Source organism: Shewanella sp. SM68, from assembly GCF_025653925.1.
GTDB lineage: Bacteria > Pseudomonadota > Gammaproteobacteria > Enterobacterales > Shewanellaceae > Shewanella > Shewanella oncorhynchi.
On the sequence record NZ_JAKKRU010000009.1, the window covers coordinates 226347 to 247236 of the forward strand.

General features: G+C 46.0%; 20 protein-coding genes and 1 tRNA gene. 4 read left to right on the plus strand and 17 right to left on the minus strand.

What is annotated here, in order from left to right; genetic code table 11:
• The 8 genes from L5M40_RS15745 to L5M40_RS15780 all read right to left on the minus strand — a co-directional run bounded on the left by L5M40_RS15745 (position 1) and on the right by L5M40_RS15780 (position 6824).
• On the minus strand, positions 1 to 360 hold the full coding sequence (locus tag L5M40_RS15745; protein ID WP_131523169.1) for a rhodanese-like domain-containing protein: 360 nt from the start codon (positions 358 to 360) through the stop codon (positions 1 to 3).
• 128 nt (positions 361 to 488) lie between these two features.
• Entirely contained in the window at positions 489 to 806 is a 318-nt protein-coding gene (locus L5M40_RS15750; protein WP_028761071.1) for a DUF2007 domain-containing protein, read from the minus strand.
• Between the two features lie 234 nt (positions 807 to 1040).
• Positions 1041 to 1988, minus strand: a complete 948-nt coding sequence (secF, locus tag L5M40_RS15755; RefSeq protein WP_173243997.1) for a protein translocase subunit SecF — start codon at positions 1986 to 1988, stop codon at positions 1041 to 1043.
• A gap of 12 nt (positions 1989 to 2000) precedes the next feature.
• Positions 2001 to 3851, minus strand: coding sequence for a protein translocase subunit SecD (gene secD / locus L5M40_RS15760; RefSeq protein WP_173496405.1), 1851 nt, complete (start codon positions 3849 to 3851; stop codon positions 2001 to 2003).
• Between the two features lie 17 nt (positions 3852 to 3868).
• Complete coding sequence (gene yajC, locus L5M40_RS15765; protein WP_007649452.1) at positions 3869 to 4201, minus strand: preprotein translocase subunit YajC; 333 nt, start codon at positions 4199 to 4201, stop codon at positions 3869 to 3871.
• A gap of 27 nt (positions 4202 to 4228) precedes the next feature.
• A complete protein-coding gene (gene tgt / locus L5M40_RS15770; RefSeq protein WP_006082277.1) occupies positions 4229 to 5353 on the minus strand; it encodes a tRNA guanosine(34) transglycosylase Tgt in 1125 nt (374 codons plus the stop codon).
• A 161-nt stretch (positions 5354 to 5514) separates the two neighbouring features.
• Complete coding sequence (gene queA, locus L5M40_RS15775) at positions 5515 to 6552, minus strand: tRNA preQ1(34) S-adenosylmethionine ribosyltransferase-isomerase QueA (RefSeq protein WP_168824289.1); 1038 nt, start codon at positions 6550 to 6552, stop codon at positions 5515 to 5517.
• 62 nt (positions 6553 to 6614) lie between these two features.
• Positions 6615 to 6824, minus strand: a complete 210-nt coding sequence (locus L5M40_RS15780) for a hypothetical protein (RefSeq protein WP_105252070.1) — start codon at positions 6822 to 6824, stop codon at positions 6615 to 6617.
• Between the two features lie 207 nt (positions 6825 to 7031).
• On the opposite strand from L5M40_RS15780, the gene L5M40_RS15785 reads away from it, so the two are divergent.
• Entirely contained in the window at positions 7032 to 7655 is a 624-nt protein-coding gene (locus L5M40_RS15785; protein WP_263177475.1) for an acyl carrier protein phosphodiesterase, read from the plus strand.
• Positions 7656 to 7730: 75 nt separating this feature from the next.
• The gene (locus L5M40_RS15790) at positions 7731 to 8402 is read left to right on the plus strand and encodes an RluA family pseudouridine synthase (protein WP_263177473.1); all 672 of its coding nucleotides are present in this window, start codon (positions 7731 to 7733) and stop codon (positions 8400 to 8402) included.
• A gap of 98 nt (positions 8403 to 8500) precedes the next feature.
• Here L5M40_RS15790 and L5M40_RS15795 read toward each other — a convergent pair whose 3' ends face one another.
• A complete protein-coding gene (locus L5M40_RS15795; protein ID WP_131523165.1) occupies positions 8501 to 8941 on the minus strand; it encodes a hypothetical protein in 441 nt (146 codons plus the stop codon).
• A 352-nt stretch (positions 8942 to 9293) separates the two neighbouring features.
• On the opposite strand from L5M40_RS15795, the gene L5M40_RS15800 reads away from it, so the two are divergent.
• Entirely contained in the window at positions 9294 to 10673 is a 1380-nt protein-coding gene (locus L5M40_RS15800) for a Gfo/Idh/MocA family oxidoreductase (protein WP_168824295.1), read from the plus strand.
• 169 nt (positions 10674 to 10842) lie between these two features.
• Here L5M40_RS15800 and L5M40_RS15805 read toward each other — a convergent pair whose 3' ends face one another.
• From L5M40_RS15805 to L5M40_RS15835, 7 genes are all read right to left on the minus strand, one after another.
• Positions 10843 to 11367, minus strand: coding sequence for a CIA30 family protein (locus L5M40_RS15805; protein ID WP_173243988.1), 525 nt, complete (start codon positions 11365 to 11367; stop codon positions 10843 to 10845).
• A gap of 75 nt (positions 11368 to 11442) precedes the next feature.
• Positions 11443 to 12669, minus strand: a complete 1227-nt coding sequence (gene sstT, locus L5M40_RS15810) for a serine/threonine transporter SstT (protein ID WP_113941009.1) — start codon at positions 12667 to 12669, stop codon at positions 11443 to 11445.
• Between the two features lie 171 nt (positions 12670 to 12840).
• The gene (locus L5M40_RS15815) at positions 12841 to 13740 is read right to left on the minus strand and encodes a chemotaxis protein CheV (protein WP_028761082.1); all 900 of its coding nucleotides are present in this window, start codon (positions 13738 to 13740) and stop codon (positions 12841 to 12843) included.
• Between the two features lie 139 nt (positions 13741 to 13879).
• The gene (locus tag L5M40_RS15820) at positions 13880 to 14350 is read right to left on the minus strand and encodes a dual specificity protein phosphatase family protein (protein WP_028761083.1); all 471 of its coding nucleotides are present in this window, start codon (positions 14348 to 14350) and stop codon (positions 13880 to 13882) included.
• A 72-nt stretch (positions 14351 to 14422) separates the two neighbouring features.
• Positions 14423 to 15706 carry a DEAD/DEAH box helicase gene (locus tag L5M40_RS15825; RefSeq protein ID WP_113941008.1) on the minus strand — a complete coding sequence of 428 codons (1284 nt, stop codon included), beginning with the start codon at positions 15704 to 15706 and terminating at the stop codon, positions 14423 to 14425.
• Between the two features lie 47 nt (positions 15707 to 15753).
• Positions 15754 to 16311 carry a methylated-DNA--[protein]-cysteine S-methyltransferase gene (locus L5M40_RS15830; protein WP_014610850.1) on the minus strand — a complete coding sequence of 186 codons (558 nt, stop codon included), beginning with the start codon at positions 16309 to 16311 and terminating at the stop codon, positions 15754 to 15756.
• A gap of 60 nt (positions 16312 to 16371) precedes the next feature.
• Positions 16372 to 18063: a DNA-3-methyladenine glycosylase 2 family protein gene (locus tag L5M40_RS15835; RefSeq protein ID WP_263256925.1), complete on the minus strand. Its 1692-nt coding sequence runs from the start codon at positions 18061 to 18063 to the stop codon at positions 16372 to 16374.
• A 172-nt stretch (positions 18064 to 18235) separates the two neighbouring features.
• Between L5M40_RS15835 and L5M40_RS15840 the strand changes: the two genes are divergently transcribed.
• The gene (locus tag L5M40_RS15840; RefSeq protein WP_113941006.1) at positions 18236 to 20065 is read left to right on the plus strand and encodes an ABC transporter ATP-binding protein; all 1830 of its coding nucleotides are present in this window, start codon (positions 18236 to 18238) and stop codon (positions 20063 to 20065) included.
• Positions 20066 to 20649: 584 nt separating this feature from the next.
• On the opposite strand, the gene L5M40_RS15845 is transcribed toward L5M40_RS15840, so the two are convergent.
• Positions 20650 to 20725: transfer RNA gene (locus L5M40_RS15845), tRNA-Glu, on the minus strand.
• Positions 20726 to 20890 lie beyond the last annotated feature (165 nt).

Below are 20890 nucleotides of genomic sequence, written 5' to 3' on the forward strand. Positions count from 1 at the left end.
TTAGTCCTGCACCACTGGCAGTTGACGCTGTACCCAGCCCTTATAGCCACCAATCATAGAGGCAACGTGGGTGTAACCCATAAGTTGCAGATTATGGGCAGCCAAGGCGGAACGCGCACCACCCGCGCAGTAGAGTAATATGGGTGTATTTTTATCGGGGAAACGCGCTTCGATATCACGCTCTAAAATACCCCGGCTTAAATGTTTCGCTTGGGGTAAATGATCTTGCAGCCACTCACGATCCTCACGCACATCAACAAGGTGCCAGCGGTCATCGGCCTGATAAGCTTCGATTGTCACTTCAGTGATATTAGGCAGAATAGCGTCAACAAGGGCGGAAAATGCATTGGGATGCTGCATCACTAACTCCTAGATAAGATATTGAATGACATAATGAATGTCAGCTTATCAGCAAAGTGTAATCTTCTCATCCTGCAGACGCAATCTTTCAGCCTCACCGCAAAGCTGAGAAGGTTGCCAGTGAAAGGTTAGTTGTGGCTTTCGCTGCGCTCTGAGCTACATTGCCAGCAAAGCTCAAAACTGCCTTCATTAGTCTCATGGCATTGCACACACTGCCATTGCGGACTTTCAACATCCAACGCATTCAATTGAACTTGTGCCGACGCGTATTGGGACTCACCTACCCATAACTCGACGTTTTGCATCCCAGTAGGGAGTTCACCAATGCCGCCTAATAACGCTTCACCTCTGAGTTCAACATGAATGCCACAGGCCTCCAATAAACCTTTCCATGTGTGGGCCTGCAATAAATTACCACCAGCAACTAACACTTTACGTTCTTCCATGCGACATCCTACGGCTACAACTCTCTAGAATATGGGTTGCCGACATCCTACTGCTAAATAGCCGAGGCTGTCGAGCGCTGATTTTTACATCAGTTGTTAAATAAATTAACATTCACTTTTTACAGCATAACTGACTATAACTTTGTGAGTTTGCTAGCAGAATGTCAGATACGCCTCAAAATTGATGCAAAAAAAAGCCACCTCATAGGTGGCTTTTTAACTCCAAATTAACCTTTAAGGCATCATAGGAGGTTGGTCTGCGCCTTCTTTCTCAATCTCAACTGGCATCATGTGTTCACGATTGATACCCAGTTTAACGGCCAAGAAGCTCGCCACATAGATAGAGGAATAAGTACCCACAAAAATCCCCAACAGCAATGCAGTCGCAAAGCCATGGATCATAGTGCCGCCCTTAAGGAACAAGGCCACAACAGTCACCAAAGTCGTGCCCGTTGTAATAATGGTACGGCTCATAGTTTGAGTGATTGAAATGTTAACTATTTCTTCAGGATCGCTCTTACGCAGCTTAAGGAAGTTCTCACGGATACGGTCAAATACCACAATAGTATCGTTAAGTGAGTAACCCACCACCGTCAACAAGCCCGCCAATACGGTCAAGTCAAATTCCAATTGGAATAACGAAAACACACCTAAGGTCACGATGACATCGTGCGCCAGTGCCGCTACAGAACCAAACGCTAAGCGCCATTCGAAACGAAACGACACATAGATCATGATACAAATCAGCGCAACTAATACCGCCAATGCACCTTGCTCTGCCAGTTCTTTGCCCACTTGTGGGCCAACAAACTCAACACGCTTCTGCTGCACTTGTGGGTCAACTTTCTGTGCGGCTTCCATGACAGACTTAACCTGCACATCGCTCTTAACGCCTTCTTTCACCTGTAAACGTACAAGTACGTCACGGCTAGAACCGAAGTTTTGCACGATCGCACCTTCGGAATCTGGCGTCGTCAGTTGCACACGCAGCGCATTCAAATCAACCGGCTGAGTAAACTCCATTTCAACAACAGTACCGCCAGTGAAATCAAGACCCCAGTTAACGCCATTAGTTGCGAGCGATATCAGCGAGCCCAGCACTAACACTGCCGACATAATGCTAATAGGCAGTGCATGGCGGAGGAAGTTTACTGTATGTTTTAAGGATAAAACTTCAATCATTGTCACTTCCCCTTAGATAGACAGAGTCTTCACGCGCTTACCACCCCAAATCGCGTTAACGATTGAGCGAGTACCCACGATGGCGGTAAACATAGAAGTCGCAATACCTATCATTAAGGTCACAGCGAAGCCTTTAATCGCACCAGTACCTACGGCAAACAAAATGAGCGCAGTGATGAAGGTGGTGATGTTCGCATCGGCGATAGTTGAGAAAGCATTACCATAACCTTCATGGATAGCCTGCTGCACGCTACGTCCGGCACGAAGCTCTTCACGAATACGCTCATAAATCAGCACGTTGCCGTCAACCGCCATACCGACCGTCAACACCATACCGGCAATGCCGGGTAGGGTTAACACAGCGCCAGGGATCATAGACATAACGCCCACAACCATGACTAAGTTTGCGGTTAAAGCCAGGTTAGCAATAAGCCCAAAGCTACGGTAGTAAACCAACATAAAGAGTAAGACAACTGCCATACCCCATACCATAGCTTGCACACCGCTTTGAATGTTTTCAGCACCTAAGCTTGGACCAATGGTACGTTCTTCAACAATTGATACAGGAGCAATCAAGGCTCCCGCACGCAGTAATAGCGCAAGGTTTTGTGCTTCACCATGACTTAAGCCAGTGATCACAAAGTTACGGCCTAAACGGGCTTGAATGGTCGCGACAGAAATCACTTCTTGGATTTTCTGCATCTTAACGCTGCCATCGGCATTGCGATCACCACTGTCTTTATATTCGATGAACAAAGTCGCCATAGGCTTGCCTATGTTGTCTTTAGTCACGTCAGAGAAAATGGTACCGCCTTTAGCGTCGAGGTTGATACTGACCTGAGGACGACTGTACTGGTCAAAGCTAGGTTGCGCGCCAGTGATATGATCACCCGTCAACATCACTTCTTTCTTCAATATCACAGTGCCACCTTCGCGGCGCTGATACACTTCAGAACCTGCAGGTACACGACCTGATTGCGCAGCATTCGGATCGGCTTTGTCATCCACCATGTGGAATTCAATTGATGCGGTTGCACCTAAGATTTCCTTAGCGCGAGCCGTATCTTGCACACCTGGCAGCTCAACGATAATGCGCTCGGCGCCTTGACGTTGTACTACAGGCTCAGCCACACCTAACTCGTTAACACGGTTACGAATGGTAGTAATGTTTTGTTGCAGTGCTTCTTCTTTAATCTGCTTTAGATAAGCTTCACTCATCACAGCTTGCAGCGCGAAATCTTCGCCACGGCTAGCGTCGGTGAACACCATATCTTTATTGCGAGTCTTAAGAAAACGCTCGGCAGTCGCTAAGTTTTCAGCATCACGGAACTTGATTTCAATTCCAGTGGCATTAACACGAATACCAGCATAACGAATGGTTTCTTCACGTAATTGTGAACGGAAATCAGCGACTTTAGCTTCTTCCATCTTACGAATCGCTTCGCCCATGTCCACTTCCATGAGGAAATGCACACCACCGCGAAGGTCAAGACCGAGTTTCATTGGGCTACCACCCATGGACTCGAGCCACTTAGGCGTCGCAGGCGCTAAGTTAAGTGCCACAGTAAACTTGTCACCTAAGCTGTCAGCAATCAGTTCTTTCGCCAGTAGCTGTTGATCCGCATTTTGCAAACGGACCAACAACTGACCTTTTTCAAGCTCAGAGCGCTTTACCGCAATGCTCTTACTGGCTAACAGCTCGTTCACACTGGCTTGGGTAGATGCTGTTACTTCAGCACCTCGAGTCGCCACCACTTGCACCGCATGATCTTCACCAAAAAGGTTAGGTACGGCATAGAAACAACCTATGGCGATGACGAGCATCACCATAATGTTTTTCCACATTGGGTATTTATTTAACACGCCTGAGCCCTCTTGGCTTACAACGACTGGATAGAGCCCTTAGGCAATACAGCTGCAATATAGTCTTTTTTGATCGTGATTTGTGTTGTGTCGTTCAAGCTCAGTAACACGTAATCGCTTTCGTCGCTGATTTTTGCAATCTTGCCTAAAATCCCACCACTGGTTAACACTTCATCGCCTTTGCCTAATGAAGACATCAGATTTTTGTGCTCTTTAACGCGTTTTGATTGCGGACGGAAAATCATGAAATAGAAAATCAGGCCGAAAATCGCCAGCATGAAAATCAGTTCCATCGTGCCGCCACCTTGTGGTGCGCCGGCAGCGCTTGCATATGCATTTGAAATAAACATAGTTTTTCTCTTCTTATTAGCAAAAAATCAATCGACTAACTCTGGTACTTCGCGACCTTGACTGGTATAGAAGTCCGCCACAAAGGCGTCTAATGTACCCGTCTCAATCGCACCGCGCAAACCTTCCATTAACATTTGATAGTATCTCAAGTTGTGAATGGTGTTTAAACGCGCACCCAGAATCTCATTACAACGATCTAAGTGGTAAAGATACGCCCGTGAATAATTTTTACAGGTATAACAATCACACTTAGTATCAAGTGGTGACGTGTCATCTCTATGACGCGCATTGCGTATTTTGATCACACCTTCACTCGTAAACAGATGACCGTTGCGGGCATTACGGGTTGGCATCACACAGTCAAACATGTCAACACCACGACGTACACCTTCAACTAAATCTTCTGGTTTACCGACCCCCATCAGATAGCGAGGTTTGTCTGCAGGAATTTGCGGGCAAATATGCTCAAGAATGCGATGCATATCTGCTTTAGGCTCACCGACGGCCAAACCACCGACGGCATAACCGTCGAAACCAATATCGACTAAGCCTTTTAAGCTTTCGTCGCGTAAATCTTCATACACACCGCCCTGAATAATACCGAAGAGTGAGTTAGGGTTCTCTAAACGGTCAAATTCATCACGCGAACGTCTCGCCCAACGCAAAGACATCTGCATTGACTTGCGCGCTTCATCTTCAGTTGCGGGATATGGCGTACATTCGTCAAAAATCATCACCACATCACTGCCCAATGCATCTTGAATTTGCATTGATTTTTCAGGATCTAAGAAGATTTTTTCACCATTAATGGGCGAACGGAAATGCACACCTTCTTCGGTGATCTTACGTATATCGCCAAGACTAAACACTTGGAAACCGCCCGAGTCCGTTAAAATAGGACGCTGCCAGTTCATAAAGTCATGCAAGTCACCGTGCTTACGCATGATCTCTTCGCCTGGGCGCAACCATAAATGGAAAGTGTTACCGAGCAAAATATCCGCGCCAGTGGCACGTACTTCTTCTGGTGTCATGCCTTTCACTGTGCCGTAGGTTCCTACCGGCATAAAAGCGGGGGTTTCTACTGTGCCACGATCAAAAATTAACCGACCACGGCGCGCACGCCCGTCGGTAGTGTCTAATTCAAATTTCATAATTCACCTCGCCAGATAAACAGTCTGACTACATTTTTAATGGCTAATGCCATTTTGATTAACAATAGAGATGGGGACAGCGTTAAAAGGTTCAATCTTTTAACGAAAAAAATTGCCGCACCATCTCACTTTGGGCGGCTATTTTAAAACAAAATCTTGGTCTAGTGGGCTTTTTTCGTCACAAACATCGCATCGCCATAGCTAAAGAAGCGATATTTTTGCGTGATAGCATGTTGATACGCCGCCATAACATGATCAAAACCAGCAAAAGCACTAACTAACATGATCAAAGTTGATTCAGGTAGATGAAAATTTGTCACCATAGCATCGACCACTTGGAATTCATAACCTGGGTAAATAAAGATATCGGTATCGCCGCTAAAAGCTTTGAGCTCGCCAAGGCTTGCGCGTGCCGCACTTTCTAAAGAGCGCACTGACGTCGTCCCTACGGCCACCACACGTTTACCCGCAGCTTTGGTTTGCGCGATTAAATCAACCACATCCTGCGGCACATTCGCCCACTCGGAATGCATCTTGTGTTCAAGAATAGTATCGACACGCACTGGCTGAAATGTTCCCGCGCCCACATGCAAGGTCACAAACGCGACATTCACGCCCTTGGCTTTTAATGCATCGAGCATGGCATCGTCAAAATGCAAACCCGCCGTTGGCGCGGCAACTGCACCAGGGTTTTGGTTATACACAGTTTGATAGCGCTCTTTGTCGGCATCTTCATCGGGTCTATCGATATAAGGAGGCAAAGGCATGTGCCCTACTGCTTCAAGCACTTCTAAGATGGTTAACTCTGATAACAACTCAAGTTCAAACAAGGTATCGTGGCGGGCGACCATCTTCATTTGATAGCCACCGTCGAGATGGATTAACGAATCCACTTTCGGGGATTTAGAGCTGCGAACATGGGCGAGGATGCACTTATCATCGAGCATACGCTCAACTAAAATTTCTAACTTGCCACCACTGGCCTTTTGACCAAACATGCGCGCGGGGATCACTCGGGTATTGTTGAACACCATTAAATCACCGGGATTAATCATCCCCAGCAAATCGGTAAACTGTTTGTCGCCTAACGCGCCAGAGTTGCCGTCTAAGGTTAACAGACGAGATGCATTACGCTGCGCCATAGGATAACGAGCGATCAGCTCATCGGGGAGATCGAAAGAAAAGTCTGCAACGCGCATATTGGCCTCTAGATAGCTTAGAACGGCGGCTAGTCTATGGTTAGAGGCCAATAAGATCAAGATTACTTATTGCCAGTGTCCACTTCTTGCTCGGGTTCCACTGGATTGATGCCATCTTGGGGCTGATTATCATCGGCATCGAATTTTAGCCGCGAGCGACTAAAGTCATCCATGCTGAAACGGTGTTGTTCAAAGGGGATTTCTATTAGCACTTTTTTGCGCTTCTGCTGCTCGTCTTTACCAAGCATTTTGGTGAACCAGTTCCACATCATCCATGATCCTAAAAAAGGTTATTGATTTTATTTCACTTTCCCTTATCGATTACTATGTCAACGTTGAAGTCAGCCATAATTATTCACGGCGAATCAAATGTTATTATCAATAAAAAGTGAAAAAATACTGCATTTTTAGCTTCGGCGCTTTCCTAAGCGCGCTTGTGCATGATACCGTGAACCGACGTGGTTAACCAAGCACAAATAATGAACTTTCTTACACACTTACATCTCGCCGACATCAGTAAAACCCACCTTGCTGCCAACGTAGCAGGTAACTATATTCAAGCGCCAATTGCGCAAGCCCCAATGGAGTTACGCCAAGCTTTATGGCTAAACCAAGAGATTAATACCCTCTGCGCCAGCCATGAATTGACGATTGAATTAATGGAAGCTTTCCCTGCGCCCTTAAGAAGCATAGCAGCAGAACTCATGGCGGTGAGTTTCGATCACTATTTAGCTTACTATTGGGAAGAATATCACCACCAACCCTTGGATGAATTCAGCAGCAAGGCCTATGACGCGTTAGATGCTTTCGCCACGCAAGGCGTTGATCCATACCATCCAGAGGCATTATGTACACTCTTGCCCACAATGCGCAGCGCCGATTGGCTAGGCAGCTACACCACCGAAAAAGGATTACAACAAGCCTTAGCACAGGTGGCCAAACAGCATCCGCAAGCCGCACTGTTTAAAGATGCCCATAAAGTCGTCAATAAAATGCAGATAGAAATCGAAACCGCGTTCCGCACTTTTTATCCGCAGCTGATGGCTTATACCCGTATTTGGAGCCGTAAGACACCTACAGAATATTTGCCCTCACCCCTCTAAGAATAAGCAAGCATGAGATTATGCTGTGTGCCTGCGTAAATTTTGCTAGTATGGCCGCGCAAAAATGAGGACAAGATGCAGATATTTGATTACCAGCCCCCAGCAGTTCCTTGGCTAGACATACGCTATAAAGATAGAGATCTGATTACAATCAATAAACCTTCGGGATTATTATCTAATCCGGGTCGAGCGGCTCACACCTTCGATTGCGCGTTAACCCGCTTACAAGCCCTTTATCCAGAAACGATTTTAGTGCATAGGCTCGACTGCGCGACCTCGGGCATTATGGTGTTCGCCCGTAATAAAAAAGCGGAGTCGCATTTAAAAACACAGTTTCAAGATAGACAGAGTAAGAAAGTCTATATTGCCGAAGTGATGGGACATGTGCTGCAAGATCAGGGGATTATTGACCTCGCGATAGTGCCAGACACTGAACATCCGCCCTATCAAAAAACGCTACAGGCGGGAGAGACTGGCGGCAAAAGCGCCCTCACTCACTACCGTGTATTAGAGCGCCGAGAAAACAGCACCTTAGTCGAGCTTTCGCCAGAAACAGGCCGCACCCATCAATTGCGTGTGCATATGCTTGCCCTAGGCCATGCGATTTTGGGTGATGAGTTTTATGGTGATGCCGAGGTTATCAAGGCCAAACCGCGTTTATGTTTACATGCACAAAGCTTAAGTTTGACCCATCCCTATTCGGGTAAACCGCTGTTTTTTAGCAGTAAACATCCATTTACTGAATAACTTAAGCCACTCGCTACAATTCCATAAAAGCAAAAGGTCGCGACTTAGCTCTTAGCTATCGTGCGACCTTAGTTATTTACAGATTCGACTGTCGTCGTTTAAGCGACGCGTATACCTTGACCAAAATCGACATCAGCCGCTAATTTTTCTGCTTGGAAATAACAGCCCTGCTCATTACAAAATTGTAATTGCTGCGACGATGTCACGATAAAAAATTCACCAAAGAAATTGCCGCCAACATCTTCCAGCTTATGGCCCTCAGGAGTTTGCGTCATATAGACTTCATCTAAACTATGGCAGCCATCGCTAAACCAAGTTTCTAAAAAATATTTATCGTCTTCTTTATAGAGGGTAATTTTGTCACCCAATAAAGGACGCCCATCTAACCAACGACCTATAATTTCACGATTTTGCATATCTGTCTCCCGCCAATGAAGGCGACGGCGTTTTTCAATCCCAGACATCCTGATATCCTTATGCAATACCCAATCACCTAAAGTGAATGTCAGTTGTGGTAGTACATTAAGCATAGAACCCATTTAACTCTTTACTCCCCACAGCAGCAAATTACTTCAAATCGCCCGTCAAATGTAATTTTTTGGTTAATTTAAATTTGCTAAATATTTAAAATATAAAAGATAAATACCTTTGACTAATTAATCGGCAGTGTAGCTCAATCTAAAAATAAAAACGCGATCTTTATCACTATTTACTTATCGCTAAAGTAAAGGCAGCTAAAAGACTTATCCTCCTAGATGAATGAGGTTTGTTACATCTTTTATTGCCAATTTTAATAGGGTTTCTGATATAACCCATAAGTGAATTACCGCACAAATAAGACCAAGTGATATTTCAATATCCCTACAAAACAAAAATAAAGCAGGAAGCGCTATGCATAACATTCATCGTCGTCATTTTCTTAAGGCAGCGGGTGCCGCTACCGCCGGACTCGTCACAGCCAATATTGCCCTCAACGCCTACGCCAGTAGTGTTGCCCCTAAACCGCAAGCGGGTAAATCCGTTATCGGACTCATAGCACCCAAGATGGACGTGGTTCGAGTTGGCTTTATCGGTGTTGGCGAGCGTGGCTTTAGCCATGTCGAGCAATTCTGTCATTTAGAAGGCGTTGAACTTAAAGCTATTTGTGATACTCACCTAGCGGTGCTGGACAGAGCCGTGGATCATATCGTTAAACAGAATCGGCCAAAACCGGCTGTCTATACAGGTAATGACCTGAGCTATCGCGATCTCTTAAGCCGCGATGATATTGATATTGTGATCATTTCTACTCCATGGGAATGGCACGCGCCTATGGCGATAGAGACGATGGAAAGCGGTAAACATGCCTTTGTCGAAGTACCGTTAGCACTCACAGTAGAGGAATGCTGGCAAATTGTGGATACCGCTGAACGCACTCAGAAAAACTGCATGATGATGGAGAACGTCAACTACGGCCGTGAAGAACTTATGGTTCTCAACATGGTACGCCAAGGTGTGTTTGGTGAGTTGCTCCACGGTGAAGCCGCTTATATCCACGAGCTACGTTGGCAGATGAAGGAAATAGACCATAAGACGGGCTCATGGCGGACTTATTGGCATACCAAGCGCAACGGTAACTTGTACCCGACCCACGGTTTAGGACCAGTTTCCCAGTATATGAACATCAACCGCGGTGATAGATTTGATTATCTAACCTCGATGAGTTCGCCCGCTCTTGGCCGTGCGCTCTATGCTAAACGTGAATTCCCCGCCGATCATGAGCGTAATCAGCTCAAGTACATCAATGGGGATATCAATACCAGTCTGATTAAGACCGTTAAGGGCCGGACCATCATGGTGCAGCATGACACGACGAGCCCAAGACCTTACAGTCGCCACAATTTAATCCAAGGGACAAATGGCGTGTTTGCGGGTTTCCCGAATCGTATCGCCGTCGAAAATGGTGGCTTTGGTCAAAGTTACCACGAGTGGGATATGGACATGCAAAAGTGGTATGACAAATATGATCACCCTCTGTGGCAACGCATAGGCAAAGAAGCTGAGATTAACGGCGGCCACGGCGGCATGGATTTTGTGATGTTATGGCGCATGATTTATTGCCTGCGCAATGGCGAGGCCTTAGATCAGGATGTGTACGATGGTGCGTCTTGGTCGGTGGTGAATATCTTAAGTGAACATTCAGTCAATAACCGCAGTAATTCAGTCACCTTCCCAGATTTTACCCGCGGCGCGTGGCAAACGGCCAACCCCTTAGGGATTGTAGGCGCTTAAGCAGCGGCTTTCGCCAAACTCATTATGATGGGTTCACCATAAGGATAAGTGCCTCGGCCTTATCCTTTTTCTTAAATGAAGCCTAGTGATGCCCGCACCATCAATAGCAAGCAATAAGGGACAAGCAATTAGGGGCAAAAAACTCATGATAAGAAACCACCTATAAACGCTAATAGTAGCCAATTTCTTTGATTTTCAAAGAAAAATCACCACTCTGCTGGGCACCAATCACTAACCCTAGACTACAAACTTGGCTTAAATCCATTGCCACTCGGGAAATCGGTTTACCCCGACATTGGGGCAAGAAGTCACTGAAGGGAATTTCTATCCGCTGCCAATTCATGACTCTAGCGCCACTCACACCAAACGTTTGATGACTTGGCGCTGGCATAGGCGCTTGATAAACCGTACTTTGTGGTGTGTCGATATCCTTTAAATTCACTTTATAATCTTTAGGTCGGTCGCCATCGAGTTCGACATAGATCCCAGTAAACCCACTGACATCAATAGGGTTAAACTCACAACGCACTGAAGCAAACCCGCCGCCATTGGCCAGCGATACATGGCCACTAAACTCACCATAGCCTAAAGGTGACACCGTCATCTTACTGCGAGACAAACCGCCCATCACAGTGTCATTTATCCCATACCAGGGCTTTGCAGCATCTAGCACTCTAAAATCAAAAAAGATCATAACGACTCCCATAAAAAAAGCAGCCACCTAAGTGACTGCTTCCATAATACTTTTCAATACGAATAACAGCACTCGTTAACTCAGTTTAGCTTTATTCTCAGCGGCTTCACAAGCGGCAGCGGTAAAGATAACGTCTGTAGAGCTGTTCAATGCGGTTTCGGCTGCATCTTGAACCACACCAATAATAAAGCCGACAGCGACCACTTGCATGGCGACATCATTAGAAATACCAAACAAGCTACAAGCCAGTGGGATCAACAGTAATGAACCACCCGCTACACCCGAGGCGCCGCAAGCCGAAATAGCGGCGACAACGCTCAATAACAATGCGGTGAGTAAATCGACTTGAATGCCCAAGGTATGCGCTGCAGCTAAGGTCAATACCGTAATAGTGATCGCCGCGCCGCCCATATTGATGGTGGCACCTAACGGAATAGAGACTGAGTAAGTGTCTTCATGCAGATTTAATTTTTCACACAGCGCCATATTCACCGGAATATTCGCCGCACTCGAGCGGGTAAAAAATGCCGTCACGCCACTTTCACGCAAACAACGAAATACCAACGGATAGGGATTACGTTTAATCTTCACGTAAACAATTAAAGGATTAACGATTAAGGCAATAATGGCCATCGCACCTAATAACACAGCCAATAACTGCGCATAACCCGCAATTGCGGCAAAACCGGTTTCAGCAAACGTCGCAGCAACTAAACCAAAAATACCAATAGGTGCTAAACGAATAATGAAATGCACCATTTGCGAAATGCCGTGGCTCATGTCGGCAAATACTTGCTTAGTCGAATCGCTAGCATGATGTAAGGCTAAACCTAAACCCACACCCCAAGCAAGAATACCAATATAGTTGCCCGTCATTAACGCATTCACTGGATTATCGACCAGTTTAAATAATAAGGTATGGATCACTTCACCAATACCTTGTGGAGGACTTGTACCTTCCACACCAGCAACCAAAACTAAAGTCGTGGGGAAGATAGAGCTTAAAATCACAGCAGTTAACGCCGCGGCAAAGGTCCCCAATAAATACAGGATCACAATTGGGCGCATATTGGTTTGCGTATTTTTCTTTTGATTTGCAATCGACGATGCTACTAAGATAAATACCAGTATTGGAGCAATCGCTTTTAATGCTCCAACAAATAAACTGCCTAAGAAGGCGATATCTTTTGCACTATCGGGTGAAAAACTCGCTAACACCACACCAGCGATAATCCCTAATAAGATTTGTAATACGAGACTGCCATTAGCCAACTTAGCTAATAATGATGATTCTTGTTTCATGGTTTAACCTATCGTTATTATATTTCGGTTGAGATCCCCAACGCGCACCTTCGGAAATGAGGCCAATAAGGTTTTTATAGGATGTGACTAGACTTGTCTAGTTTTGCGGGGAAATAAGCTAACTAAATTACCCTTGTCCCGCAAAAAGCATACAAAAAACTAACAAGCGCCTTATTGGCGCTGCTTCATGGCTAAATCGGCACCACGCAACATGGCATCAATCAACTCGTGAGCATCGAACTTAGTCAGCGCTTCATTTGCCCCCACTTGGTGGGCCTGACTCACGCTTATTTCGCTGGATAAAGACGTGTGTAAAATGATGTAGGCCTTGGCGGTCAGTGGATTATCACGCACCTCAAACGCCAGTTCGTAACCATCTAGTCCCGGCATCTCAATATCACTCACCAGAATATCTATGGGATGATGCTCTAGTGCCGCTTGTTCCATCATGACTAAGGCTTCTTTACCGTCGGCGGTCACTCGATAAGGGATGTTGATCATATCAAGGGCATCGGATAACTGCTTACGTGCCACCTTAGAATCATCCACTAACAGGATATTCATGGGTTTGAGTTTCTCACGCTGCACATCGGTCAAGATTGCCCGATTTGCCTGTGGGTTATTCGGGAAAATTTTCGACAGCAATAACTCAACATCGAGCAATTGTACTAACTGGTCCTCAAAACGAGTCACGCCAGTCAAGTAAGCATTCTTGCCCAAATTGGCAGAAGGTGCCTCAATATCGCGCCAATTACATTCGATAATCTTATCGATACCACGCACTAAAAAGCCAATGATCATCCGCTGACAGTCAGTGATGATGATGTAGCATTTTTCGCGCTCTTCAGGGGCTATCGGCCGATAGCCAATCGCAGCCGCCATATCTATGATAGGAATCGTATGGCCACGAATCGTTGAAGCGCCAAGAATCGTCGGATGAGATTGGGGAATTTTGCTTAGCTGTGTGTACGGCACCAGCTCACGCACTTTCAACGTGCCTAAGGCAAACACTTGAGTCTGTGATAACCGAAACAGTAGTAATCCCTGTGACTGACTTGCCTTACTTTTCATAATTAGATAAATAACTCACTAAAAACAACCTTCGGATAGCTTAACCTTAACACAGTAAAATTTTGATGACTAAGGTCAAACGAATGAAACTATTATTACCTATTTATTAATAGGTTCGACGCCAATCGCCGACAAGTGCTTAGTCTTGTAATGCATACAAGACATCAAAGGCAAATTGATCCCAACCTTCGGCAGTAAAAGCGATATCGCGAATATTACGAACTTGGCTCACCGCATGTAATGGCGCAGCACCATTGACCATCAAGTAATAGGCCATGATAAGACTGGTGCGATCCTTGCCAGAGCGACAATGGATCACTACAGGCAGCTCATCGGCTTCACATTGCTGAATAAAAGCGAGTGCCTTGGGCAACTGAGCGACACAAATCGCCACATCCCCATCTTGGGGCGGCACATTGCGCGAAAAGGGAATACATTCGTAACGTAAATCAAGCTGCTTAAACGCACTCGGCTCGCAGCCCTCGCCCCCATTGACCGACAGAATGGCACCAATACCGGCCTCTTTGAGCGCTTGTAAATCCCAAGGATCTTTATTAGGGCCACTGCGCCCTGCGACTTTACCTTCAACTAACCAGAATAAGTGTTGCATAAACCTTACCTACGACAAGTGAGATGACAAGGAACGCCAGAGATAAGCTAAGAATAGCTTGTTTCCAACGACTTAAGATTTTTTACCCCAAAATTCAGCATTGGCAGGCGGTAACTGTTTACGTTTTTTTTTACCCATACCTTCAGGCTTGGCGACAGGTTTAGCTTGTTCTAACAGTTCGGCTGGCATTTCATCATCGGCTTCAAAACCGACAATTTGCTCACGCACTAACTTAAGTTTGTTCTTTTTCTCTATCACGCCAAAGTGGTGATAATCCTCATGGGAAATCAAGGTCACGGCCAAGCCTGCTTCACCGGCGCGGCCACTACGGCCAATACGATGCATATAATCTGCAGGGCTTCGTGGTAAATCAAAGTTGATCACCACAGGCAGTTTATCGATATCGATACCACGGGCGGCAATATCGGTCGCAATTAACACACTGATCTCACCATTTTTAAAGCCATCGAGCACCCGCGTACGCGCACCTTGGGCTTTATCGCCATGGAACACTTCGGCTGTGATCCCACGTTTAGACAGCTTTTGCGCTAAGTGATTACAAGTATTTTTAGCACTCACGAAGATCAACGCCTGTGACCACTGATGTTCTTTAATCAGATGCGCCAATAATGCGGTTTTCATCGGACGATTAACCGTAATCACCCGTTGATGAATCGTGCTTTCTTGCTCACTTTGCAATTGATATTCAAGTGGATTATTAAGCAGTTTTGCCGTTAACTCACGGACTTCTTCAGGGAATGTCGCAGAGAATAATAAGGTTTGTTTCTTGACGGGCAAAGCGTCGAGCACTTGAGCTAATTCTTCAGTAAAACCAAGGCTTAACATGCGGTCAGCTTCATCTAGCACTAAGGCGCTGACACGATTGAGTTTGATGGCATTACTGGACAACAGATCTAACAAACGACCCGGCGTTGCTACGAGTACGTCGGCACCAGAGCGTAGACTCTGCATTTGCGCATTCACCGACACACCGCCAAACGCAGCCACAATTTTTAGCTTGCCATTGAGATGTGAGGCATAGGATAAAAAGCTGTCAGCGACTTGTTGTGCTAATTCACGGGTTGGGACTAAGACCAAACAACGAACACAAGCGCCTGTCTTATCCTCTGTTTTTGCGTCAACAAGTTGTTGCAACAGCGGCACGGCAAAGGCTGCCGTTTTACCCGAGCCCGTATTAGCACCGGCTAACACATCGCGCCCCGCAAGCACAGCGGGGATCGTCGCCGCCTGTACTGGTGTAGGCGAAACATACGCTAATTCGGTTAATCGATTTAGCAAAGGTGCAATAATGCCGAGTTGGGCAAAGCTTGCCGCAGAGGAAGAAGCCTGAGTCATAGAAAGTTTAACTGCTCACCAATATCTTAATAGGCGGCTATTCTAGCTTAAATATCGAGGCAATGCTTGGCAGTTTCCAGCGTTAATAACTGCTGTTTCATCGCAAGCCCATAGGCGTAACCCGTTAACTTGCCATTTTTGCCTATCACTCTATGGCAAGGCACGATAATCGCAATCGGATTCGCACCATTGGCCGCGCCCACGGCGCGCACCGCCTTAGGCCGACCAATTTGCTCGGCAATCTGCCCATAGCTGCAGCTCTGACCATAATCTACATTGAGCAAAGCTTGCCAAACTTCACGCTGAAATTCAGTGCCTTTAGGTGCGAGCTTTACATTAAATTCAATCAGTTCACCTGCAAAATAACGCGCGAGCTGCACTTGAGTTTCACTAATATGCGCCTTAGCTTGATTGAGGACATCCTCACTCACCTTAGCAAGCGCAATCTCAGTGCGATCCGAGCCGACAACCGTTAAATGACTCAGCCCATAGGCATTGGCATTTAACTGCAATATTCCGGCAGGACTCATAAAAGTATCTACGGCACAGGGCTGATACGCAGCAATACTCGGCGCTTGGCTCAATTGACGAATCGCATGCTTCATAATTTATCTCTCTATTTATGTCTTACATTTATCTCTATCAATTTAGATCGTTTTACGTCGTTATTGATGCCAAAGTTGAAAGGTTAAATAACTGCCCCAAGGCGCGATCTCTTGACTCAGTTGCTGGCACAGCTGCAGGTAGTTAACCGCACCCGCAGCGGCTTCATCCAGCCTATGGGTCTTGCCATACAAGACCAGCAAATGCTTTTTAACAATCAAATCGGTATGCAAAAACACATTGGGATCGCCCAAACCGCGAAGCTTGGCATAGGCTATCGTCCATGGACCTATGCCCTTAACGCTGAGCCAATCATCGACACTCGCCTCAGGATGATCGCAGATAAACGCCGCGAGCGCATTGAGAGCTAATTTACGAGCGCCGGGCATTTTTAGCTCTGTTAGACTCGCCTCACGAATGGCCTCGGGTGTAGGAAATAAACGATACTCGCACCCATTGAGATTAAAGCGCTCGCCATAGGCTTCAACCAATTGATTAAGTAGCTTAGTCGCCTGCACTACCGTCACTTGCTGACCTAAAATCGCGCGGCAGGCCGCCTCAAATAAGGAGCCTGCACCGGGAATGCGTAATCCCGAAAACGGTGTTAATCCTAAACTTGGTAGCGCACTTAAGCCTTGTTCAATCTGCAGCATATCCGCATCGAGATCTAAAATGCGTCGCACTTCAGTGACCAGCAATTGCAGCTCATCGACAGGGGAATCTTCGGTCAACATTATCGCGAGTTTGAAGCGATTTAGCTTAGGCTCATGGATAATGTGCACTGTGCCGCGCATCTTACCTAGGGCAAAACAGCGACCATATTCGAGCCCATTATCGCCAGCTTTGGCCTCATCTCCCACGGACGCCTCATCGCCAACGACATCGCTCGCTTGTGGATGACTCATCTGCGGTGTGAACCATTCCATCCCTGTTACTGCACGTAATCGATAAAACGCCAGCTGTGATGTCCAATCCAATGGCGGCCGATAATACTGATACAAGGTTAATCCATAGTGAGGCACAAATTCACCCATAGTATCAATCTCACCTAATCCTGTTGATGGCTCAATCATGGACTCCTTTGCCGCTTTGGTTAATGCACTCTTTCTTAACTGGGTCGGCGTCAATTGCAAGGTTTGCTTAAACGCCTCATTGAAACTGCGAATACTGTTGAAACCCGCCGCCATCGCGACTTGAGTGATAGGTAATTGGGTTTGGTGCAATAATTGTTTAGCAAACAGTAACTGCCGATATAAGGCATATTGTTTTGGCGAAGTGCCAAAACCTTCGGTAAAGAGCTTATTGAGATAACGACTGCTGATCCCTAATCGGTCAGCCAATTGTGTTACTGTCGAGGCTGGCTCTCCCGATGACTTTCCCGCTAAGGCACCCGCTTCGATTAAGCTAATGGCCCTCGATAACGTTGTGCCAGTCCCCTTCCAAGGATTCGATCCCGGCGCACTGTCGGGCCGACAACGTAAACATGGGCGTAATCCCGCCTGCGCGGCTTTAATGGCCGAATCAAAATAACGCACATTTTGCTCTTTTGGTGCCACAGCAGGACACACAGTTCGGCAATAAATGCCCGTTGTTAAGACGCCCACAAAAAACTTACCATCAAACCGCGGATCACGGCTCATCCTCGCTTCACGGCAAATGGACGCAGAAAGTTGCCCCGAACTGGACTCCAGCGAATGCACCGAATCTATTTCATCACGCTTATTTGCACTCTCAGACGCTCTATCTGTACTCATTTTTCATCACGCCCGACAATATTCGCTCACAATTAATTTCTTGTTCATTACTTTACGTAAAACTAGCATATAGCACTAGCGGAAAACGGAACTCAATCATTTCAATGCTTTTAGGGCATGAAATCCTATATGCTAGAGCCGACTATTTTTTATCTCACCATAGAGTTAATTCATGTTTAAACGATTTGAATCCTGGGTTGAAGCCCTACCCGATGATGAACCCACTAAACCACCCACAGGGGTTTATGCTTTTTGTCGCCACTACACTAAGGGCTACGAACTGCCGCTGATCTTAATGTCAGTGCTGACCGCCATGCTGGCCATGCTTGAAGTGTCACTGTTCGGGTTCATGGGCCAATTAGTTGATTGGCTTGTGAAAAAAAATCCCGAAACGTTATTCCAAGACGAAGGCACGACCTTAATGCTGATGGGAGGTATGGTGATAATTGTGATGCCAATATTGGTATTACTGCATGCGCTTATCATGCATCAAACCTTGCTCGGCAATTATCCTATGTCGATCCGCTGGCTTGCACACCGTTATTTGCTAAAACAAAGTGTATCGTTTTATCAAGATGATTTTGCTGGTAGAATCGCCACGAAAGTGATGCAAACCTCCTTAGCCGTGCGCGAAACTGTGATGAAATTGCTCGATGTGTTGGTATACATTTTAGTGTATTTCACCTCAATGCTGGTGATGATTGCCAGCGCTGATCTGCGCTTAGTCATACCTATGCTCGTCTGGCTTGCACTGTATGTTGGTCTGCAATGGTACTTTGTGCCTAGACTAAAAAGTGTCTCTACCGAGCAAGCCGATGCGCGCTCAACCATGACAGGCCGTATCGTCGACAGCTATACCAACATCACCACAGTGAAGCTATTCGCCCACACGCAAAAAGAAGCCGAATACGCCAAATCCAGTATGCGGATATTTTTAGACACGGTTTATCGCCAAATGCGCTTAGTGACGGGCATCAGCGTCAGCGTGCAAATCATCAACTATCTGTTGGCCTTTAGTATTGCAGCAGTATCGATAGCCCTATGGACCGATAGCGCAATCACGGTCGGCGCCATCGCCATTGCGGTCAGTTTAGCACTGCGCTTAAACGGCATGTCACAGTGGATAATGTGGGAAATCAGTTCGTTATTCGAAAATATCGGCACGGTTACCGATGGAATGAACACCTTATCGAAAACAACGATCATCCAAGATGAGCCAAACGCCAAGGCGCTGGTCGTCAATCATGGCAAGATTGATTTCAACCAAGTGTGTTTCCATTACGGTGAGCAGACTGGCGTGATTGAAGATCTGAATCTGAATATTAAAGCAGGTGAAAAAGTTGGCTTAGTAGGGCGTTCTGGCGCGGGTAAATCGACCCTAGTGAATCTACTAATGCGATTCTACGATGTTGAAAAAGGTCAGATTAATATTGACGACCAAGACATCAAGATGGTTATGCAAGATTCACTGCGTTCGCAAATTGGCATGGTGACCCAAGATACCTCCCTCTTGCACCGCACCATTCGCGAGAATATTCTTTACGGCAATCCCAGTGCCAGTGAAGAGCAACTTGATCGCGCGATTAAACAAGCTCAAGCCTATGACTTTATTCAGGAACTCAGTGATCCTAACGGTAATCATGGCTTAGATGCCCAAGTGGGTGAACGTGGCGTAAAACTCTCTGGCGGCCAAAGGCAACGTATCGCCATCGCGCGGGTTTTATTAAAAAATGCGCCTATTTTACTGCTTGATGAAGCCACATCTGCGCTAGATTCTGAAGTCGAAGCCGCCATTCAAGAAAGTTTATATGAATTAATGCAAGGCAAGACAGTGATCGCGATTGCCCATCGACTTTCTACTATTGCCGCGATGGACAGGTTAATTGTATTAGATCAAGGCCGAGTCGTTGAGCAAGGCACGCACCATGAACTCATCGCCGCAGGCGGCATTTATGCTCAATTATGGGCCCACCAAACCGGTGGATTCTTAGGTGTAGACTAAACCAAAGGTTAAATAACGAAAAGCGACACTCAGCAGTGAGTGCCGCTTTTTTTATCTCAAATAAGTTTCCGCCTAATTCTGCCCTCTTCCCGCAAAGCTTCACTCTTCTCGCGCTCATATTCACCGCAGTAATACACGATTCATCTATTACAATGGCTACCGTGTGAACGGCTCACTTCAAACTTCACTCGTTGAACGATTGGAAATAAGAGATAAATCGCGATTAACGATTCAACTTATCAGTATTGAAAGTGGCAGCATTCAAAGTGCCAACACACTGAACAATCCGAAAGGTGAGTTTTAGCTCTGGATTAGCGCAAGGTTAAGCAGGAAAACACTTAAATAATTCTTATCACACGATTGAACAGAATGACTTCACCACACTAAGTAAGCCTTTCGAAGCATTATTTATTTTTATTTAGGTGGTTTGAATTGGTGGGTAAATTCGGCAAATAACTCGGAGCGTATGACTCGCAAATGAATCGGGGAGATCTCGATTTAATATTCAAAATTCAGACACAAAAAAACCACCTTGAGGTGGTTTATTGTCTTTAATCAAAGTTTCGATAAACCTTGATTAAAATTGGTATCCCCTAGGGGATTCGAACCCCTGTTACCGCCGTGAAAGGGCGGTGTCCTAGGCCTCTAGACGAAGGGGACCCAGACTTATGATTTAACTCGTAACCGAGCTTTGTAACACATTCACTTCAGTAGGCTAGGAAGCAAATGCCTTGTTCTTACCAAACAACTCGTTAGTTATTTGCTAGGAACCACTCTCTATAAAATATAGATGGTATCCCCTAGGGGATTCGAACCCCTGTTACC

Excerpts from the sequence above, each read along its gene's own strand:
- L5M40_RS15830 (WP_014610850.1), bottom strand. The coding sequence starts at position 16,311 with ATGAAGCATGCGATTCGTCAATTGAGCCAAGCGCCGAGTATTGCTGCG.
- L5M40_RS15800 (WP_168824295.1), top strand. The coding sequence starts at position 9,294 with ATGCATAACATTCATCGTCGTCATTTTCTTAAGGCAGCGGGTGCCGCT.
- L5M40_RS15805 (WP_173243988.1), bottom strand. The coding sequence starts at position 11,367 with ATGATCTTTTTTGATTTTAGAGTGCTAGATGCTGCAAAGCCCTGGTAT.
- queA (WP_168824289.1), bottom strand. The coding sequence starts at position 6,552 with ATGCGCGTTGCAGACTTTTCTTTCGATCTCCCCGATGAGCTGATCGCT.
- yajC (WP_007649452.1), bottom strand. The coding sequence starts at position 4,201 with ATGTTTATTTCAAATGCATATGCAAGCGCTGCCGGCGCACCACAAGGT.
- sstT (WP_113941009.1), bottom strand. The coding sequence starts at position 12,669 with ATGAAACAAGAATCATCATTATTAGCTAAGTTGGCTAATGGCAGTCTC.
- tgt (WP_006082277.1), bottom strand. The coding sequence starts at position 5,353 with ATGAAATTTGAATTAGACACTACCGACGGGCGTGCGCGCCGTGGTCGG.
- L5M40_RS15815 (WP_028761082.1), bottom strand. The coding sequence starts at position 13,740 with ATGAAAAGTAAGGCAAGTCAGTCACAGGGATTACTACTGTTTCGGTTA.
- L5M40_RS15750 (WP_028761071.1), bottom strand. The coding sequence starts at position 806 with ATGGAAGAACGTAAAGTGTTAGTTGCTGGTGGTAATTTATTGCAGGCC.
- L5M40_RS15780 (WP_105252070.1), bottom strand. The coding sequence starts at position 6,824 with ATGATGTGGAACTGGTTCACCAAAATGCTTGGTAAAGACGAGCAGCAG.
- secF (WP_173243997.1), bottom strand. The coding sequence starts at position 1,988 with ATGATTGAAGTTTTATCCTTAAAACATACAGTAAACTTCCTCCGCCAT.
- L5M40_RS15790 (WP_263177473.1), top strand. The coding sequence starts at position 7,731 with ATGCAGATATTTGATTACCAGCCCCCAGCAGTTCCTTGGCTAGACATA.
- L5M40_RS15795 (WP_131523165.1), bottom strand. The coding sequence starts at position 8,941 with ATGGGTTCTATGCTTAATGTACTACCACAACTGACATTCACTTTAGGT.
- L5M40_RS15835 (WP_263256925.1), bottom strand. The coding sequence starts at position 18,063 with ATGAGTACAGATAGAGCGTCTGAGAGTGCAAATAAGCGTGATGAAATA.
- L5M40_RS15785 (WP_263177475.1), top strand. The coding sequence starts at position 7,032 with ATGAACTTTCTTACACACTTACATCTCGCCGACATCAGTAAAACCCAC.
- L5M40_RS15825 (WP_113941008.1), bottom strand. The coding sequence starts at position 15,706 with ATGACTCAGGCTTCTTCCTCTGCGGCAAGCTTTGCCCAACTCGGCATT.
- L5M40_RS15840 (WP_113941006.1), top strand. The coding sequence starts at position 18,236 with ATGTTTAAACGATTTGAATCCTGGGTTGAAGCCCTACCCGATGATGAA.
- L5M40_RS15820 (WP_028761083.1), bottom strand. The coding sequence starts at position 14,350 with ATGCAACACTTATTCTGGTTAGTTGAAGGTAAAGTCGCAGGGCGCAGT.
- L5M40_RS15745 (WP_131523169.1), bottom strand. The coding sequence starts at position 360 with ATGCAGCATCCCAATGCATTTTCCGCCCTTGTTGACGCTATTCTGCCT.